Origin of the sequence: Rheinheimera sp. UJ51 (assembly GCF_020819615.1) — a bacterium.
In the GTDB taxonomy this organism is placed as follows: Bacteria; Pseudomonadota; Gammaproteobacteria; order Enterobacterales; family Alteromonadaceae; genus Alishewanella; species Alishewanella maricola.
Genome location: NZ_JAJHOG010000003.1, coordinates 165,615 through 183,982, shown reverse-complemented (window position 1 = coordinate 183,982; position 18,368 = coordinate 165,615). Strand labels below are relative to the sequence as shown.

The following is an 18,368-nucleotide window of genomic DNA, read 5'->3' as shown; positions in this document are numbered from 1 at the left end:
TACGACATGGTTCAAAGAGTAAGTTAAAAATAGCACGCGTTGAGTCAGGTTTCTCTAAATGATACAACTGGCGCATTGAGCATAAAAAAAAACCGCGGCCTTGTAGCAGCGGTTTATGTAATGGCGCAATCCAGACAAGGTGTACCTTAGCACTAAGATTGCGTCAGCCGATCCGAAAACTTAGGCAGATAATTTATCTAACTCGGCTTTTAAGTAATGTGCCAGCTCAAGCATGCCAAATTGCCCCGCTTTGGCCTCAGCGTCTGAATTATAATTGGTGTTGGTATTTACATCATAGGCATAGCTGTTGCCATCAGCATCTTGAATGGCCTCGATACCCGCAACGTCAATGCCATTCGCTTTTAAAAAAGCTTCATACTGCTCAATAAAGGCGGGCCGATAATCTTGCAGTATGTCAAATTTCGCTTTGGGCTGTGCCGGTTTTTCATCCGTTGGGCAGAACATATCACCTATTGAGCAGGCATCGGCTGGGCAAAGCTCAAACCCTTCAGAGGTATCCACTTTCACACCATACAAAAACTTACCACCAATAAACTCATGCCGGATGATAAAGGGTTCGGTCGCTTTAATATATTGTTGAATAAGGGTAATGCCATCCACCGGCGCATCAAAATTCGGACCATCAAGATACTCTTGCAGTGCCTGTACCGAGTGAAATAATTGCACACCTTGCCCTTTGCCCGCACGGTTATGCTTGGTAATAAATGAGCCCATGCCTAACGAGCTTGCGGCGGCGATGATGTGTTTTTTGCCTACCGCAGCAATGGTTTTTGGCGTGGCGATACCGGCTTTTTCTAAAGCCAAGTATTGATGTACTTTACTGATCTCTAAACGCAATGCGCCACTGCCGTTGATCACTTTACGGCCATGAAATTCCAGCCAAGCGATTACTGCGCCAGCCAGTTCAGGGGCAAACCGGTGATCACGGGTATGGGAAGAAGCACTCATACGATTATAAAAAACACCCTCGGGTGGCTCACTGGCTAAATCGATGATGCCTTCATCTAAATGCCATAGCTCATAAGGGTAATTCAATTCATCGAGTCGATTTTGTAAATGCACGGTCCATTCATTGTTTTCATGTAACACGTAAATCTTGCTCATGATAGCTTGCCCTTAATGACTAAGTTGAGAGTGTGCTGGCTGTCGCCTAAACGTGATAAATAACGCAGCGGTAATCTGCGATGCCTTAACGCTGACTGAGAAATGGCCCAATCAGCTTGCATCGATAACACGTACGCCAAAGCCGATTAAAATGTGATGTCGTTACTCTGTGCAACTGCAGCATTCATTTTGCGTTACACGTTATCAATAGCCAGCGTTGAAAATACGCGTTGACTGACCATTTTAGCGATAAAAAAGCCCTCAAACTTGAGGGCTTCCATTATTACCGATCACACGAGAAAGATCAGCAACCTCTTTTTTATCAATAACTTACCTGTAATCTTCCGGGCTTGGGCATGAACACATTAGGTTACGGTCGCCGTACACGTCATCAATACGGGTCACCGTTGGCCAAAATTTGTTTTCTGCCACAAACTTCACTGGGAAGGCAGCATATTGACGCTCGTAAGCGCGATCCCATGCTGGGTCGAAGATATCTTCCATACTGTGTGGTGCGAAGGCTAATGGGTTGTTATCAACAGTCCATTCGCCTGCTTCCACTTTGGCAATTTCCGCACGAATGGTGATCATCGCTTCAATAAACTTATCCAGCTCGGCTTTGCTTTCTGATTCTGTGGGTTCAATCATCAGCGTGCCGGCTACCGGGAAGCTCATCGTTGGTGAGTGATAACCGAAGTCCATTAAGCGTTTAGCAATGTCCATTTCGGTAATACCGCTGGCTTCTTTTAATGGCCGAATGTCGATAATACATTCGTGCGCCACGTGGCCTTTAGTACCTACATACAACACTGGGAAGTGTGAGTTTAATTTCTTGGCTACGTAGTTAGCGTTTAAAATCGCGTACTCGGTAGCTTGTTTTAAACCTTCACTGCCCATCATGGCAATGTACATCCAGCTGATTGGCAGAATACCCGCACTACCAAAAGGTGCTGCCGCTACCGCACCGTTGCTGCTGCCGGTGTTGTCAATTTTGACAATACTGTGATTCGGTAAGAACGGTGCTAAATGGCTTTTTACACCAATAGGCCCCATACCCGGGCCGCCACCACCGTGTGGAATACAGAAGGTTTTGTGCAGGTTTAAGTGCGACACGTCTGAGCCGATAAAGCCGGGTGAGGTTAAGCCGACTTGCGCGTTCATATTGGCGCCGTCCATGTATACTTGGCCACCATAAGAGTGCACCACGTCACAAAGCTCAGCGATGGTTTCTTCAAATACACCGTGTGTTGACGGGTAAGTCACCATGATGGCGGCTAAACGATCGCCCACTTCCGCCGCTTTCGCTTTTAAATCAGCCATATCGATGTTGCCTGATTTATCACAATCTACCAGTACAACTTCGTAACTGGTCATGGCTGCTGTCGCTGGGTTAGTACCGTGCGCCGATACTGGGATTAAACAGATATTACGGTGACCTTCACCACGGCTTTCGTGATATTTACGAATAGCGACCATACCGGCGTATTCGCCCTGCGCACCCGAGTTTGGCTGCATAGAAATATCGTCATAACCGGTGATGTTAACTAACCAACGGCCTAACTCGCCAATCATCTCGTAGTAACCATCGGCTTGATCGCGCGGTACGAACGGGTGTAAAGACGCAAACTCTGGCCACGTAATCGGGATCATCTCAGCAGTTGCGTTTAACTTCATGGTGCAAGAACCTAGGCTGATCATTGAGTGGTTCAGTGCTAAATCTTTGTTTTCTAACTTTTTGATATAACGCAGCATTTCTGTTTCAGAGTGATACTGGTTAAATACCGGGTGCGTTAAAACCGCACTGGTACGTGCTAAATCGGCAGGGATAGAAGTTGAACCCTCAGCCACAATAGCGGCATCTAAGGCTTGAACATCTAAGCCATGACCGTTGCCTAATACGATATCAAACAGCTCAGCAATATCAGCGGCTTTGGTGGCTTCGTTAAAGCTCACGGCTAAACAATCGGCCATGTCCGTGCGTAAGTTTACACCCGCAGCTAAAGCACGGGCGATAACGGCAGCACGATCCGCAACGGTAAAGCTTACTGTATCAAACCAATGGTGATTAACTAACTTAACACCCTTAGCTTTAACACCGGCAGCAAAGATATCGGCACTGCGATGAATACGCTCAGCAATGTCTTTTAAGCCTTGTGGACCGTGATATACCGCATAGAATGACGCCATATTGGCCAGTAATACTTGCGCGGTACAGATGTTCGAGTTGGCTTTTTCGCGGCGGATATGCTGCTCGCGGGTTTGCATGGCCATACGCAGGGCTTGATTACCACGGCGATCTTTTGATACACCGATAATGCGACCTGGCATAGAGCGCTTATAGGCATCGCGGGTGGCAAAGAAAGCCGCGTGTGGGCCGCCGTAGCACATAGGCACACCAAAACGTTGCATAGAACCTAGCACCACGTCAGCACCTAATTCACCTGGCGCTTTTAACAACATCAATGCCATAGGATCGGTAGCCACGGCAACCACTGCTTTTTTCGCCTGAATAGCAGCAATTAAAGCGCTGTCATCACGAATATCACCGCGTGTATTTGGGTACTGTAACAAAGCACCAAACACATCTAAATCTGTCGCTTCGCTAGCGTTACCAACGATAATGTCAAAACCAAACATTTCCGCGCGGGTTTTTACCACGTCGATAGTTTGTGGATGTACGTCGTCAGCAATAAAGTAAGTATTTGATTTGCTCTTAGCAACACGCTTGGCTAACGCCATGGCTTCTGCTGCGGCAGTGGCTTCATCTAACAATGAAGCGCTGGCTAATTCCATACCCGTTAGATCTAACGATAGCTGCTGGAAATTTAATAAAGACTCTAAACGGCCTTGAGCAATTTCAGGCTGGTAAGGCGTGTAAGCCGTGTACCAACCCGGGTTTTCTAATACGTTACGCAGAATAACGTTTGGCGTTAATGTCGGGTGATACCCCATACCAATGTATGATTTATACATTTTGTTTTTTGACGCAGCGGCTTTTAAAAAGCTTAGAGCATCGGCTTCAGTGCGGCTGTCACCAATAGATAACGGCTCAGGTAAGCGGATGCTCGCTGGCACGGTTTCAGCAATTAACTGCTCTAGGCTGTCAACGCCCAGTTCTTGCAGCATGGCTGCCGTTTCGGCACTGTCTGGGCCGATATGGCGCTGAATAAATTCATCGTGTTTAGCGAGTTGCGTCAGGGTTTTAACAGCGGTATGGGTCATGCTTAATTCCTGGTATTGGTGCAGCGGTTGTCACAGCGGGCGCAAAGCAGTTAAGGTGTAAGCTGCTACGCCAGCTGACATAAAAAATGCGAGTGTGCGAACTCGGTTGCTTACGCAGTGTAAGCTCAAATAGATTGATCCAAATAAGCACAGCACACTTTGCGGTTTTCGCTATCAGCCGTTTTTCTTTACAGGCGTTGTCATTAATAATGAACAGCCGCGGGTGAAACGTTAAACAACCAATACAGCATCATCATGAAATAGATACTGTATTGCTTGGTGGCCAACAGCTAAAACAGCCGATATTACTCTTCGATAGCGCTCTGGTAACCCGCAGCGTCTAACAAACTGGCTAATTGGGCTTCATCAGCAATCTTAATTTTAAACATCCAACCCTCAGCGTATGGGCTGCTGTTTACCAATTCTGGTGAGTCCGCTAAGGCTTCGTTAACCGCAATAACTTCACCGGCTACGGGGGCGTAGATGTCAGAAGCGGCTTTAACCGATTCAGCAACAGCGCAATCGCCGCCTTGTTCTACAGTGTCACCCACTTCTGGTAATTCAACAAACACCATATCGCCTAACAGATCTTGAGCATGCTCAGTAATACCTACAGTGTAAACACCGTCACCGTCTGCTCGCAGCCATTCGTGACTAGATGCATATTTTAAATTCGCAGGGATGTTGCTCATGTTATTTTCCTTAGCTGTTTTATGTTGTAGTTCGGTGTAAATTAGTGCGCAGTTTGCGGCTTAAACGAGTTTTTTTCCTGCGCGGACAAAGGCCGGCTTGATCACTTTAACCGCAACCATTTTGCCACGAATATCCACTTCAGCCGTATCGGTAGTCGCAGCAGGTACGCGCGCCATCGCAATACTAAAACCTAGTGTAGGTGAAAAAGTCCCTGAAGTAATCACGCCTTCGCCTGCTGGGGTAACTACGCGCTGACCATGACGTAACACGCCTTTTTGTTCCATCACTAAACCCACCAACTTCTCAGTACCTGCCGCTTTAGCTTGCGTAAGCGCTGCACGACCAATAAAATCACGCTCAGCCGGTTCCCAGGCGATAGTCCAACCCATGTTAGCGGCTAATGGCGATACGCTTTCATCCATATCTTGGCCATATAAGTTCATGCCGGCTTCTAAACGTAATGTATCGCGCGCACCTAAACCACAGGGTTTTACGCCAGCATCCACTAAACGCTGCCATAAATCGGCCGCTTGCTCGTTTGGCAGGGCAATTTCATAACCGTCTTCGCCAGTGTAACCGGTGGTCGCAATAAACAAGTCGCCTGCTTGCACACCAAAGAAGGGTTTCATGCCGGCGACGGCAGCCAGTTGGTTTTCATTTAATAAGGTGGCAACTTTAGCTTTCGCATTTGGGCCTTGTACGGCAATCATCGCGAATTCTGGACGCTCTGTTACCGTCACGTCGAAGGCTTTGGCTTGCGCATTGATGTGCGCCAGATCTTTTTCGCGGGTGGCCGAATTAACCACTAAACGGAAGAAGTCTTCTTGCAGGAAATATACGATTAAATCGTCAATCACACCGCCGTCTGCATTCAACATGCCGGTGTATAAGGCTTTACCTGGCACGGTTAATTTGGCGACATCATTGGCGACTAAATAACGCAGGAAATTACGCGTGTTGGCACCGGTTATGTCAACTATGGTCATGTGCGACACATCAAACATGCCCGCGTATTGACGCACGGCGTGGTGTTCTTCGATCTGTGAGCCGTAGTTAATCGGCATATCCCAGCCAAAGAAATCGACCATCTTGGCACCGGCAGCGAGGTGGCTGGCGTGTAACACGGTTTTTTGAGCCATTATTTTTTTCCTACTTAATGTGAGGGTCAGCAGCAGAAAAACCATCGCAGCAAAAGGCTTTAAATTTCAGCCTGTTACGCAATAAGCCTGCAGCTTGGACTAAAAAATACTGCTGGATTATACCGCAAGGCCTCTTGGGTAAACAGCCCAATTTGGATTACTTTTTGTAATGAATCAAACCCACTTACCAAAAAATCTAAGGCAAAATTTAAGGCTCTTGTGAGATCCAAGCTCACTGAGCCGCCTTCCAAATGCGTGAGCCTGTTGCAGCTAGCGGCCTGTAGCGGGGTTTCTGGTGGATGGCTTATATCAATATGAAGAGGTTAGGTTTAATTTAGAACGGCATGTCTTTTGTTTGTATGATTGGAAGAACTCGTTTTGAGTTAAAATTGGAACGGGTTATCTGGCCCCGAAAGCTCAAGGCTCGAAGGGTAAAAACTACAGTTTAGTCAGCATAAACAAACGCAAATCTCTTTCCGAGCGCATAACAAAAAGAATATACACCTTTTCACTATCACACTTGTAAAAAACACGGCATGGGTTGACAACCAATTCACGATACTTGAGATGCGCTAGTTCTGGCGGAATACGCCCATACTCTGGAAAATCGGCTAAACGCTCCACTTTAGCGAAGACGGTTTGCACCCGTTGTTTCGCCGCAACTGCATTTTCAAGAGCAATGTATTCAGCAATATCATTCAGATCCGATAAAGCGGAGTCGCTCCAAACTATTTCAGCCATTTTGACATCTTGTCCTTAGCATCTTGATGGCTGATAACTTCACCATTAGCTAAAGCGCGCTCACCACGAGCAATACCTTCCAGGATTGCTAGACGATTTTGCATAAACGCATAATCGTCTACATCAATAAGATAAGCTGACGGTTTTCCATGTTCAGTGATCAGTACAGGCTCTTTCGTATCGTGCAGCTCGGCAAGGATCTTTGTTGCTTGACGCTTTAGTGATGTCACGAGTTCTACTTTCATCTGAGAGGCTCCAAAGAAACACTAAAGTGATACTATTCTATCACTATCAACATGGCAAGCTGAAAGCGGCAGCACCTAAACTCACTGCGAAGAATGCTTCACAGTTATCAGTGTTTCTCGGTATCTGGCCCCGAAGGGTTCTTTACCAAAGCTATCCAGCTAAGTGAATACCTCTAAGACTCTCCCCATTGCAGCGAGCCGGTTGAGCATCGCTGGCCAAGGTTTTAAGAAAACGGGGGGTTTGAGTGCGGCGACGAAGCATAGCGTCAGTGACGTTTTTGCCTTGGACAGCGCATGAGCAGCCGGGCTTTCGAGCGGAAGAGGGGCATTTTCTTTGGATACTTTCTTCTGGCGACGCAAAAGAAAGTATCTCGCCAACGGCGAAAACGTTAAGAGGCTTGGTATCTGCCCCCGTAGCTATATTAACTTTAACGCAGCAGACAGAAAAGGCAAAAAGCAAGACCTGACCCTTTAGTCCCTTTATTAGCCGCTTAGGCTAAGTCGCTTAAATAATGACCAAAAGTTTTGGGGCAAAAGAAGGATCATTCAACTAAGCGAATACTGCTCTGGCTTTAATTCCCCTTTGAGCGAGCCGACTGGTCATCGTTGTCCAAGGTTTTAAGAAAACGGGTGTTTGAGTGCGGCGACGGTAGCGCCGCGCGAGTTACGTTTTCGCCTTGGACAGCGCATGAGCAGTTGGGCTTTCGAGCGGAAGTGGGGTCGCATTTTCTTTGGATACTTTCTTTTGGCGACGCAAAAGAAAGTATCTCGCCAACGGCGAAAACGTTAAATTCTGAGAGCTTGGGAGAGCTCGGTATCTGACCTTGAAGGCTAACGGGGTTTCAATTAACTATTAACTGCTAGTCTTTGGTCTTTTTACTCGTTTTCAGCACTTCCTGCCGTTCCCGCTCATACTCTTCGTAAGTTAGAGGGATACTTCGCATACACTCATCATATTGGCTGACCGGTAATTGCTGACATTGCTGCTTTTTATTAAGCTGCAAATTCTGATAGACCGCTTTATTACTGCAACCAGCGAGCGCAAACAGCAATAGCAGTGAAATGAGTCGTGTTATGGATGGCTTCATTGGCTTTTACCTTATTTGATTGTTCAGCGCGGTGTATCGCAGAGGCTAGCAAACTAAGCCACTGCTTTTGCAGAAGTTGCTTAGGTTCTAGCTTACTAATTAGTACAGCTTTGGCAATAGCGCTTATGCTAACTGGCGTGAATAAAAGCGCTATAAGGCTGTATACGTTTGTTTTTCTAAGCCCTTTTCTTTAGCCGTACCCGGCTCATGTAAGCTAGCGCCATCAACACAAAAACCAAATGAGGTGAGGGCTTAATTTTTAAACTCGGTACTGTTGCCAAAGCCGCGGCCAACGTTGACAAGCGAACCTACAAAAAGCAAGGCCTGCCCCTGACATGAAGTTAAATGCGATAACCCCAAACCTAAACTACCCATTGCACCGATAACATGAGTATTAATACGATATACGGAAACGCCACTGTCGGTCGAATGGCTTGACGAGCATACTCTTGCATAAGGGATAGTCCGGTTAAACTGCCTTTTTGATATTCAGTATTAAACTGAAAAGCAAAGGCTTCAGCTTGCGCGGCAATAGCCTGCTCAACCTGAAATAGCCGAGCCTCGATGCGAGACTGAAAGGTTTTCCAAATGGCATCTTGTAGCCAAAGCACTGCCAACAGCAGCAAGATAAAAACATTCACCCCACTTGCCAGCTGTGCCACTAATACCACCGTAATGCTTAATAGTTTTATATAAAGAGAATGCTTCTCGTAGCTGTCAAACTGCTGTTGCAGTAAACACCACTCTGATTCAAATTCTGTTGTTTTCATGAATGCTCTCTAACATTGGCGAGCCATTTAACGATGACGTTACCGTGTTTTTGCTTTATCTGGCCAACCATAGGAAAACCACGCATAGAGTTTATAATTTGGCCTTAAAACAAAAAAGCGACTGTCTGAAAAGTCGCTTTAAAATCACATTTTTAAACGTATCGCCACAGCAGTATTAAACAAGCGGTCGAAACTTAGCCGCATCAATTATCGACCATAAGTGCGCTATGGCAGCGACAATAGCCGGGATCACCAACCAAAAGGTGGCATAACCCACAGCACAAATAACAAAAAACACGATAGCCGCTAAAATACGGCCTTGCACCAGCTGTCCTAACCCGGGGATAAACACATTACACAAGGCGGCGATAACGTTGCCACCTGAGCCCTGACCTGCCATAACGTACTCCTGACTAATGATATTTACTGTTGTTGAATTTATTGTTTTAACGCTGCAACAAACTGTTCGCTTTGCTTAATTGCAGTATTCATTTCAGCAATCAGTCGGTTAATGTCTTTTTGAATGGAATTAAACTCACCTTTTAACGCCCCAATCGCTTTGGCGTTTAGGTTATGCTTTAAATACAGGGTGTTATCTTGCAGTGAAGCCAGCACAGGCTGCATACTGTCTTCGGCGCGGCGCATGGTTTTCAGTAAACTGGTATATTGGCGCTTAGTAGCAGCCAGTTTGCGCGCGCTGTCGCGTTTCAGTTTGTCGTTGCTGTAAAGCTCCAGCTCATCTTGCCACTCGTCAAATAACGCATCGGCTACCGATTCGATACTGTCGATGCGTCCACTTACCTCTGCGGCGGCTTTGCTACAGGCTTGAAACTCACTGTCGGTCGCTTCATACATACGCTGTAAGTCGCCACCATCGAACTTTATTAAGCTGCTGAACTGTTCGAGCGCCGATTTAAACTGCTGCTGCGCCTCTTGCTGTGATTGCTGCGCTTCTTCTACCCGATCAACTAAAATATCGCGCTTATGCACGCCAACCTTTTCCATCGCCGAATAATAGGCGCTTTGACAGCCCGTTAAAGTAAAGAAAATGGGCAAAATTAACCACAGATAACGCATAAGATCAGTCCTTTGCAAAAACCAGACATCTGATAATAACCACTAAACGTGATTTGAACAAATCTTAAGTCTGCTTACTTTGGCGTAACGCCTTTAATTTCCTGACACAGCTGCATATCTGATTTGAAACGTTTTGCGGCTTCACAATGCAACGTTCAAGGCCTTACTCTTTTAGTTTGCACCCGAAAGAAAAGAAAGAGGCAAATAAACAGCTATTTTAGTCTATAGTTTAATTTCAAACTAAAAATTCAAACAACGGGATGGATTTATGTTAAAAAAGGTAAGCTTTCTGGCCCTTTTTTTGTTCGCGATAACCAGTTATTCGGCTAACGCATTACTAATAAAAGTTGATTTTACCTCTACCTCGACTGATATGTGGGGAAACACCACATCTGCATTTGACGTGACACAAGCAGGATTCGCAGCAAGCACCTTTAACTCACTGACTGATGCCATTATGACAGCCGTGCGAAATGATTTTTACAATAGTAGTCTTTATGGCTTTATCAGCAACGATAAACAATTAAATATTGATTTTGTAAAAGCAGCTGTAACTGACGATGTATCAGCTATCGATCCCAATCACTACACGATCCAAGTGGGTTCTCGTCTTTCTGGCCCCCACAATGGGTTTGGTGTGGCTTGTATTTCCTGTGTTTCAGGCCCTGGAGGCATTGCACGCTTTCCAACCACGATAAATAACATCTTTGGCTCTATTTTCTCCAACAATATTTTTTCTGCACTGACTTTAGCAGCCGGCGGAACTTGGGATATGAACGAGGCAGTTAATGCTATTGCCGGAACTTTATCGCATGAGATAGGCCATGGTTTGAATCAGTTCCATCCTAGCGGTCAACAAATAAACCCAGGCGAATCACTATGGGGCCTAATGGCTACAGGAGCGAGCCCCTCTTTAATGCCTAATGGCGAAAGACTTAAAGATAGAGCCTTTAGTAATGTGAATATGCAAGATTTAGTTAATAACCTTGGTTTAAGATCAGCAGCAGTATCAGAACCCCCTGCAATAATCTTGTTTTTCTCTGCCTGCTTAATAATGTTTTTCCAATTAAGAAAGAAAAATAATCAAGCTAGTTTAATGTGTTAATCACCACATCACTTGGGCTATTTAATTGAAATAGCCCCGTTTCTTTTTCTTTAGTAAGGAACCAAGTGCCTCTCATACCTACCTCAACTTTAATATCTTGGCTATTCAACATCCCATAAGGCCAATAATAGCCAACTGAAACTAATATAAATTCAGAGTTCGTATTTCCTTTGGTGATATTTTGAATTGCAAGAATAGCGACCTTTCGCGCGTACAAATCTTCTGAAAACTTTAGCGGTACTAAACTGACAACCTCAGCACTCACAATTAAAACAGCCTGCTGTTCGCGCTCTTCGATTGTTAGATAAAGCTCATCAGCGGCAATATTCCCGTTAAATATAATAAAAACAATGAGTAGCGTTCTCAATAGGTAAGGTACTTTCATTAATTCTCTCGTATGAATTTCATGCTCAAGCGCTATCGATAAAAGCTTGGCGAATTTAATTTGATAGCAAAACTGCATAACACATTAAAATAATTCAGTTTTTCTCAGAGCAGAAAATAGCGAGTTTTGGAAGTCAACTTAAACGGCTTCACTGACTATCTGCCCCCCATCAAGCTTTGACAGCGCCCTTAAGCTTTGGCGTAACGTCTTTAATTTCCTGACACAGCCGCATATCCGTTTTAAAACGTTTTGTGGCTTCACAATGCAACTTTTAAGCTCTGCCCTCGTGAGGGGTGTTAGCAAAGCGCCGACGCAGCGCCACTAACACTAACAACCAAAGTGCCGACAGGTTGCTGCTACCGCCGCCTGAACTGCTGTTACTTCCGGTGTTGCCACCCGATGCTGGGGCACTAGAGGCGATAATAGTGACGCTGACACTATTATTAGTGCCAATCACTTGGCTATTGCCCGTTAAGCGCACGGTAAAAGTTTCAGCAGGTTCGGCGAGCACATCGGCTGTGGCCGCAACATTAATGGTTTTGCTCAGCTCACCATTGGCAAACACCACTTCACGGTTTATTGGGGTAAAATCGTCAGCAGTGGCACTGCCCGCTTCGGTTAGCACAGTAACGCTAATTTGACCATCGGCACCATTTGTTCGATTAAGCGTTAAATTGGCATTCTGGCCTTCGGATAATTGCAAAGTGTTTTGTGAAAAGTTAATCACACCGGGATTACCCATGTCATCTGAGGTGATCGTCACGGTTTGCGAAGCCGCATTGCTGGCAATACTGACGCCATAAGGATGGATCAGCTCCACGGCGAACACCTCATCTTGCTCAAACACCGCATCTTGGAAGGTTGCCACGGTCACTTGGCTTGTGGTGTTGCTGCCATCAAAGTAAACACTTTTAAGCGTGGACTGAAAATCGGTGAGATCCGCAGTCGCTTTGCGCGTAATTAACTGCACAACATCACCTAATGCGGCCCCTGACCAGTTGACTTCAACGATTAACGTTTGCCCTTCATTGATCACCGCACTTGGCAGAGATAAGGCAACCGTGCCTGAAGCGGCTTTAGCGGGTGTATTGTTAGCAAAAGGCCGCTGACGATTAGGAATAAGACTGACAATGGCTTCTTTATAAGCTCGTGCGGCATCCGCCTCTTCATTTACCCCACAAGCTACGCCTTGGCTGTTACTCACTAACGGCGATGAAAAGAAGCCCTCACTACGATTACCCGTGCTGCTTTTCATAATACTGTCAAAGTTACCACAGGTGCTACCACGGGCGAATGGCGCAGCTAACAGCGTGCGCTCAGCCGTGGTGTAACTGTTATAACTTTCGGTATCATGAATAAAACCATCGTTGTGTCCCAACTCATGCGCTAAAGTGCGGTCGGCTAAACCGAGCCCAACCGGAGAGACCCAAGAGTATTTACCGCTTACTTCAGCCAGGCCAATAGTGGCAACAATATCAGGATAATAGCGATTCAGCGCCACAACATAAGAGGTATCGTAGTAAAAACTAAAATCATAAGTTCTGTTGAAATACACACTGCGCAAATTATTAAGCCGTTCTTCCCGCTCAGCTTTATCGTCATAAACTAAATCTGTGGGTATCGCCACTACCCCCGCTATTCTGCGGCGTAATGGAATATCTTGGCGTCGAAAACTGTCATTATTAATCTTCACCGCCCCTTCAACATAAGCAAGCAGCTGCTCAACATCATTCTGAAAGTAATCCAGCATATCGTTCGAGTAGAAAAACACCACATCATGCACCAAGGCTTCAGATTCTAAATGTGTCTGCGCCGGATAGGTAAAGCCGTTTGACTGCAATAACAGCGGTGGCGCATTAACATCAAGTGTGCGATCGGGATAAGACTCGGCAAAAGCCATGACCGACGATAGCGCTAATAGCGAAAAACTGAGGGGTTTTAGCATAAAATACGTTTCCTAAGTTGTTTATTCACAAAAGGAAACGTGGCCGCTCAGCGAACCTGCTCCTTAACAGATGCGTCATACTCAACTTGTACAACTATGCCGTTTTTTCAAGGCGACGACTCAAGCCTATTTATAAAACGCTACCACCTACTGCATCGGATCAAACAAAGGATGAACAACAGCCATTTGAACGATAAAGCAAGAACGCTGCTGAAGATGAAATCTCGGCGGAGAATTAAAAATAAAGTATAGCTCATCGCATGAAAAAGAGGCGTTAATCGTGTTTTTAACGCTAGCAATACTTGGTTTAGAAAATGCCTGCTTTTAAGGCACAAACTTTGGTACTCGCTGCTGGTTGGTATTGAGGTTTTAGCGAGCGTTGTTATGACTACATTTAACTCTCAAGGCCTGACCTCATCAGTTTGATCCCATGAGTTCATCAGTTTAATTAAACGAGAACACCGTTTGGTTTCTGCCATTACCTTTAGCTTGATAAAGCATGGCATCTGCTGTTTTGATATCGTCTTGTACGTCAGCGCCTGAATACTGAGACACCCCAATACTTAAGGTGAGAGGAATATTCAGGTTATTATAGAGTAATGGCGTATTCGCGATTTTTTGTCGGATACGCTCTGCCACGGCTTTGATATTAGTTTCAGAGATATTGGCAATAGCAATAATAAACTCTTCGCCCCCAAAGCGGGCAAAAAGGTCCGCCTTAGACAGCAAGCTGCTGATTTGATTTGCGATATGCTTTAATGCTTCATCGCCAACATCATGGCCAAAATCATCGTTTATTTTTTTAAAGAAATCGGCGTCAATCAAAATAAAGTACAAGTCATCGCGTTTCGGTATGCTCTCTAAACGCTCAAAAAACGCCCGTCGATTTAGAATAGAAGTTAAGTAATCGGTTTCGCCCAATTTTTTCATTTGATTGTGTTTCAATCTAAACGCCAACATTAAAAACACCATAATTAATGTCAGGTGACCAAATAGCATAGTCATAGAACTTACTGTTTGAATTTGCAAAACCGTCGATTCAGGAATAGCAAAAGATAACAACACCATGCTAATAAAAACGAGATGACAAAGTATGATCAGTTGTAAGGTGTAAAAAAAGTAGCTGAGTTCTTCTTGGTACTGGGTATAGCGGGCCTTCTTCGCAACGATATAGGTAAGATAAACCAAGGGCATAACACCAATAGTGAAATGCCAGTAGTGTACGACATCAGCATTTGCGTCGTGAAAGAATGCGAGTAACAAACTTGGGACAAACGATCCAATCAGACAAAATCTTTCATGGTTTTTGTTGGATCGTATTTCTAATAGCTCGCTAAACGCACGACAAAACCAAAATAACGCTGTGGCATATAACGTATTGTTTATAAATACATTGGCTTGTGGCGCATGCCTATTTAAGATTAATTCAAGAATTGACATGCTCAACAAGCAGAATCCAGCTAAAAGAAAGGCGCTAAACCCTCTAATGGTGTGATTTCTTTCATGGAAAAACCAACAGGCAATAACAAACTGTAAGGTAAGGAAGATAGAAATAATGTTAATGGTCAAAGGTTCAATCACTTAAGCTTCCTGCTATAGGTTAAGTCCACAAATATTTGGTTATTAGACCTTGTTGACGGACTCTTTTTCCATCTTGGAAAGATCTTTTGCTAGAGCAACCCGAACAGAGTACGTCCCTAGCAACATCCAAATAAAGAATACCAAAAGCAAAAGTACCTCAGAAAGCACGTTTTTACTAACTAACCAATATGCAAATGCCGATAGCAAAAAAGGTAAAATGCCATAGATTATAAATCTAGAACTGATTTTATGTTCAATACACAGCGAGGTTGCGCAATGTTTACAAGTAAAAGCGCGCAGAGGAGTAGATAAACACAATTTATGGATACCAACACTTTGCTGGCAGGTCGGACATTTGGAGAAGTTCATAACAATCCGTATTTTGAACATTATCTATATGATTAACTTCTGCAGATTAATGCAATAGCAAGATTAAAACAAGGTTAAGCAACTGCTTATGGAACCGTTTGCTGCTTGCATACACCTCAAACGCTAGCATTGTGCTTGCTTAATGCGCCATCTTAGCTAGCACGCTCTGCTATTTTTTCATTTCACTTTCAAGCTTAGAGCCATTAGCTCAGCAGGTTTCACAATAACTGCACAATTCATGCAAATTTCCACGGTATGTTGCTGTATACCCCGAATGTTATTGAGATGGAAATATGAATTGTAAAACCTCTGCCCTGTTCCCTTTGTCGTTAATCAGTTTGCTATTATTTGGCTGCGGTGGCGGCAGCGACGTCGACACCAGTGTTGCAGTTGCCCCTACCACACCGGTGAGTCAAACAACCGGTGACTTAAGAATTAACGAAATTGTTGCGGCAGCAGTAAACGAGGGTGCCGACTGGTTTGAGCTGTATGCAACGGCTGATATCGCAGATTTATCTCAATACAGCATTGTTGATGATAACACCTCACATAGTGCGCAAACCCTCCCGGCCATTGCCTTAAAAGCAGGTGAGTTTGTCGTCATTCAAGCGATTGATGAAACCGATACCCCTGCCGAAGGGCAATATTATGTCACCTTTAAACTCGGTTCTGACGATGCCCTAACCTTATTTAAGCAAGGTGTACAAGTTGATCAGTTAGATTGGCAAGAGGGTGAAGCGGCGCAAGGCTATAGCTTTGGTTTATATACCGATGGCAGTGATAACGCACAAACTCTGAGCCCCACTCCAGGTGCGGCTAATCAAATGGTCACTGGCGCTGTTGTATTAACCGATACCAAAACGAACCACAACGCACCGCTACGCATTAACGAAGTGGTAGCAAAAGATGCTATCGGCGGTCCAGATTGGATCGAGTTATATGTTAGCGGCGACAGTAGCGTGTTTCTGGGTGATTACCAAGTTGCTGATGAGAATGGCGTTGCCGTTTCCTTACCGGCGGTGACTTTAGGCTCTGGTAGTTTTTATCGTGTGTATGCCACCACCGATGCCATGGCAGACAGCGCCACCGTTGCTTTTAAATTAGGCTCTTCCGATCTGGTCAGCTTATATAAAAACGAGGATTTGGTCGACCAACTGAGTTGGAAAAACGGCCAAGCGCTAGCCGGTTACAGCTTTGGTCGCTTTCCTGATGGCAGTGATGCAGTTGCTACACTAACGCCTACTGCTGCTACAAGCAATATCGCGGCGTCACACGGGCCCTTGGTGATCAATGAAGTGGTCGCCTCACCTCTGGATGAGGGGTTGGATTGGTTTGAGTTGTACAACAACAGCGACAGTGTCATCGCGCTAAATCAATATCAGGTTATCGACAGTAGCAGCGATATTGAGCCGGTTACTTTACCGGATGTAAACTTGGCGCCAGGCGCGTTTTTGGTGATTTATGCCACAGATGAAAACCCCGGCAGCTATTACGTGCCTTTTAAACTGGGTAAAGAAGACGAACTATCACTGCTGTTGAATAATGAAACGGTCGATTACCTCAGCTGGCAAGCGAGCGATGTTGCCGCCGGTTATAGCTATGGTTTAGTCAGTGACGGCAGCTGGCAGAAGAACACCTTAGCCATCACGCAAGGTGCCAGTAATCAGCTACCGGCGGTGTATAACAAAGCCGCGGTTGAGTCGATTTACTTTGAGATTGACGCGGCCAAGTGGGAGCACATGCTTGATAATGCCTTAGATGAAGAATACTACCCCACCGCAGTCACTTATAAAGGCGTTACATTAGACAGTGTTGCCATTCGTACTAAGGGTAACTCTAGCTTAGATTCTGTTTACCGCTCGGGCGGCGAACGTTTTAGCTTTAATATTGATGTGAATGAATATGTCAGTGGCCAAAAGTTACTCGGCATGAAGAAATTTGTGCTGAACAATATGTTCAACGACCCTTCTTACATGCGCGAATATATTGCCTATGAATTAATGGAGCAAATGGGCGTCGCCACCCCTGAGCATGCTTATGTCAATGTCTATGTTAATGGTCAGCTGAAAGGGCTCTATTTATTGGTTGAATTTGTTAACGAAGACTTTATTGCCAAGCATTTTAGCAATACCCAAGGCGATCTTTACAAGCCAGACGGGGTGGGCAGCGATCTGCAATGGATTAACGATAATTTCAGCAGTTATACCGGTGTTGAATTAAAAACCAACGAAGCCAGTTCAGATAATGGTGCTTTTATTAACTTTGTGCGTGAAATGGCTTACGGCGATGCCTTAAGTGTCATTGAGCAAGACTCCGTATTACGCTACATGGCCGTTAGTGTAGCCTTATCTAATCTGGATAGTTACCACGGAATTTTAGCGCACAATTACTACATTTATGAACAAGATGGCGTCTTTTCAATGTTACCTTGGGATCTAAATGAAGCCTTTGGCTCTTTTAGTATGGGCTGTAACCGTGCTGATATTCGTGGCTTATACATTGACGAACCTACCGATGGCGCTTTAGCTAATAAGCCCTTAGTTGCCAAAGTATTTGCCGATAGCGCCAACTTGGCTAGCTACCATGGTTATTTACAACAACTGATCGACGGGCCTTTAGCCAGCGCGAACTTTGCAGCTTGGGTAGCCGCGATTGACGCACAAATTGGCCAACATGTTGCGGCGGATCCCACAGCGTTTTACAGCTATAGCCAATACAAAACCAATCAAACCTCTACGGTGAGCAATTTCTACGGTTTAACTTCTTTTGTGAATTATCGCGTTGCCAATATGCGCCAGCAGTTACTGGGTACCCTGCCGTCCAAAGGCACAGGTCGTGGTTATTGCAGTAATTAAGCACTCAGCAGTCGAGAACTCGCGCACC

General features: G+C 45.1%; 15 protein-coding genes. 2 read left to right on the top strand and 13 right to left on the bottom strand.

Annotation, left to right across the window (positions count from 1 at the left end; genetic code table 11):
• Positions 1 to 180: 180 nt before the first annotated feature.
• From LMJ53_RS04890 to LMJ53_RS04845, 10 genes are all read right to left on the bottom strand, one after another.
• Positions 181 to 1,125: an ATP-grasp domain-containing protein gene (locus LMJ53_RS04890; RefSeq protein ID WP_229585061.1), complete on the bottom strand. Its 945-nt coding sequence runs from the start codon at positions 1,123 to 1,125 to the stop codon at positions 181 to 183.
• Between the two features lie 330 nt (positions 1,126 to 1,455).
• Positions 1,456 to 4,347: an aminomethyl-transferring glycine dehydrogenase gene (gene gcvP / locus LMJ53_RS04885; RefSeq protein WP_229585060.1), complete on the bottom strand. Its 2,892-nt coding sequence runs from the start codon at positions 4,345 to 4,347 to the stop codon at positions 1,456 to 1,458.
• A 305-nt stretch (positions 4,348 to 4,652) separates the two neighbouring features.
• Positions 4,653 to 5,039: a glycine cleavage system protein GcvH gene (gcvH, locus tag LMJ53_RS04880; protein ID WP_226750726.1), complete on the bottom strand. Its 387-nt coding sequence runs from the start codon at positions 5,037 to 5,039 to the stop codon at positions 4,653 to 4,655.
• A 60-nt stretch (positions 5,040 to 5,099) separates the two neighbouring features.
• Positions 5,100 to 6,179, bottom strand: a complete 1,080-nt coding sequence (gcvT, locus tag LMJ53_RS04875) for a glycine cleavage system aminomethyltransferase GcvT (RefSeq protein WP_229585059.1) — start codon at positions 6,177 to 6,179, stop codon at positions 5,100 to 5,102.
• 438 nt (positions 6,180 to 6,617) lie between these two features.
• Entirely contained in the window at positions 6,618 to 6,920 is a 303-nt protein-coding gene (locus tag LMJ53_RS04870; RefSeq protein WP_229585058.1) for a type II toxin-antitoxin system RelE/ParE family toxin, read from the bottom strand.
• Positions 6,908 to 7,165 carry a type II toxin-antitoxin system Phd/YefM family antitoxin gene (locus tag LMJ53_RS04865; protein WP_229585057.1) on the bottom strand — a complete coding sequence of 86 codons (258 nt, stop codon included), beginning with the start codon at positions 7,163 to 7,165 and terminating at the stop codon, positions 6,908 to 6,910. Before LMJ53_RS04865 ends, LMJ53_RS04870 begins: the two co-directional genes overlap by 13 nt.
• A gap of 860 nt (positions 7,166 to 8,025) precedes the next feature.
• Entirely contained in the window at positions 8,026 to 8,253 is a 228-nt protein-coding gene (locus LMJ53_RS04860; protein ID WP_229585056.1) for a hypothetical protein, read from the bottom strand.
• 362 nt (positions 8,254 to 8,615) lie between these two features.
• A complete protein-coding gene (locus LMJ53_RS04855) occupies positions 8,616 to 9,023 on the bottom strand; it encodes a hypothetical protein (RefSeq protein ID WP_229585055.1) in 408 nt (135 codons plus the stop codon).
• A gap of 175 nt (positions 9,024 to 9,198) precedes the next feature.
• Entirely contained in the window at positions 9,199 to 9,423 is a 225-nt protein-coding gene (locus LMJ53_RS04850) for a hypothetical protein (protein ID WP_229585054.1), read from the bottom strand.
• 38 nt (positions 9,424 to 9,461) lie between these two features.
• Complete coding sequence (locus tag LMJ53_RS04845) at positions 9,462 to 10,100, bottom strand: DUF2959 domain-containing protein (protein ID WP_229585053.1); 639 nt, start codon at positions 10,098 to 10,100, stop codon at positions 9,462 to 9,464.
• Between the two features lie 268 nt (positions 10,101 to 10,368).
• Here LMJ53_RS04845 and LMJ53_RS04840 point away from each other — a divergent pair, with 268 nt between their 5' ends.
• A complete protein-coding gene (locus LMJ53_RS04840; RefSeq protein WP_229585052.1) occupies positions 10,369 to 11,205 on the top strand; it encodes a hypothetical protein in 837 nt (278 codons plus the stop codon).
• Here the strand turns inward: LMJ53_RS04840 and LMJ53_RS04835 are convergent.
• From LMJ53_RS04835 to LMJ53_RS04825, 3 genes are all read right to left on the bottom strand, one after another.
• Positions 11,189 to 11,590, bottom strand: coding sequence for a hypothetical protein (locus tag LMJ53_RS04835; protein WP_229585051.1), 402 nt, complete (start codon positions 11,588 to 11,590; stop codon positions 11,189 to 11,191). The two genes, LMJ53_RS04840 and LMJ53_RS04835, sit on opposite strands and share 17 nt — an antisense overlap.
• A gap of 271 nt (positions 11,591 to 11,861) precedes the next feature.
• Positions 11,862 to 13,535, bottom strand: a complete 1,674-nt coding sequence (locus LMJ53_RS04830) for a Calx-beta domain-containing protein (RefSeq protein ID WP_229585050.1) — start codon at positions 13,533 to 13,535, stop codon at positions 11,862 to 11,864.
• 444 nt (positions 13,536 to 13,979) lie between these two features.
• Complete coding sequence (locus LMJ53_RS04825) at positions 13,980 to 14,975, bottom strand: GGDEF domain-containing protein (protein WP_229585049.1); 996 nt, start codon at positions 14,973 to 14,975, stop codon at positions 13,980 to 13,982.
• Positions 14,976 to 15,778: 803 nt separating this feature from the next.
• On the opposite strand from LMJ53_RS04825, the gene LMJ53_RS04820 reads away from it, so the two are divergent.
• Positions 15,779 to 18,340 (top strand): CotH kinase family protein, encoded by a 2,562-nt coding sequence (locus LMJ53_RS04820; protein ID WP_229585048.1) that lies wholly within the window; start codon positions 15,779 to 15,781, stop codon positions 18,338 to 18,340.
• Positions 18,341 to 18,368 lie beyond the last annotated feature (28 nt).

Coding starts and splice junctions, on each gene's coding strand:
- LMJ53_RS04890 (WP_229585061.1), bottom strand. CDS start 1,125: ATGAGCAAGATTTACGTGTTACATGAAAACAATGAATGGACCGTGCAT.
- gcvP (WP_229585060.1), bottom strand. CDS start 4,347: ATGACCCATACCGCTGTTAAAACCCTGACGCAACTCGCTAAACACGAT.
- gcvH (WP_226750726.1), bottom strand. CDS start 5,039: ATGAGCAACATCCCTGCGAATTTAAAATATGCATCTAGTCACGAATGG.
- gcvT (WP_229585059.1), bottom strand. CDS start 6,179: ATGGCTCAAAAAACCGTGTTACACGCCAGCCACCTCGCTGCCGGTGCC.
- LMJ53_RS04870 (WP_229585058.1), bottom strand. CDS start 6,920: ATGGCTGAAATAGTTTGGAGCGACTCCGCTTTATCGGATCTGAATGAT.
- LMJ53_RS04865 (WP_229585057.1), bottom strand. CDS start 7,165: ATGAAAGTAGAACTCGTGACATCACTAAAGCGTCAAGCAACAAAGATC.
- LMJ53_RS04860 (WP_229585056.1), bottom strand. CDS start 8,253: ATGAAGCCATCCATAACACGACTCATTTCACTGCTATTGCTGTTTGCG.
- LMJ53_RS04855 (WP_229585055.1), bottom strand. CDS start 9,023: ATGAAAACAACAGAATTTGAATCAGAGTGGTGTTTACTGCAACAGCAG.
- LMJ53_RS04850 (WP_229585054.1), bottom strand. CDS start 9,423: ATGGCAGGTCAGGGCTCAGGTGGCAACGTTATCGCCGCCTTGTGTAAT.
- LMJ53_RS04845 (WP_229585053.1), bottom strand. CDS start 10,100: ATGCGTTATCTGTGGTTAATTTTGCCCATTTTCTTTACTTTAACGGGC.
- LMJ53_RS04840 (WP_229585052.1), top strand. CDS start 10,369: ATGTTAAAAAAGGTAAGCTTTCTGGCCCTTTTTTTGTTCGCGATAACC.
- LMJ53_RS04835 (WP_229585051.1), bottom strand. CDS start 11,590: ATGAAAGTACCTTACCTATTGAGAACGCTACTCATTGTTTTTATTATA.
- LMJ53_RS04830 (WP_229585050.1), bottom strand. CDS start 13,535: ATGCTAAAACCCCTCAGTTTTTCGCTATTAGCGCTATCGTCGGTCATG.
- LMJ53_RS04825 (WP_229585049.1), bottom strand. CDS start 14,975: ATGTCAATTCTTGAATTAATCTTAAATAGGCATGCGCCACAAGCCAAT.
- LMJ53_RS04820 (WP_229585048.1), top strand. CDS start 15,779: ATGAATTGTAAAACCTCTGCCCTGTTCCCTTTGTCGTTAATCAGTTTG.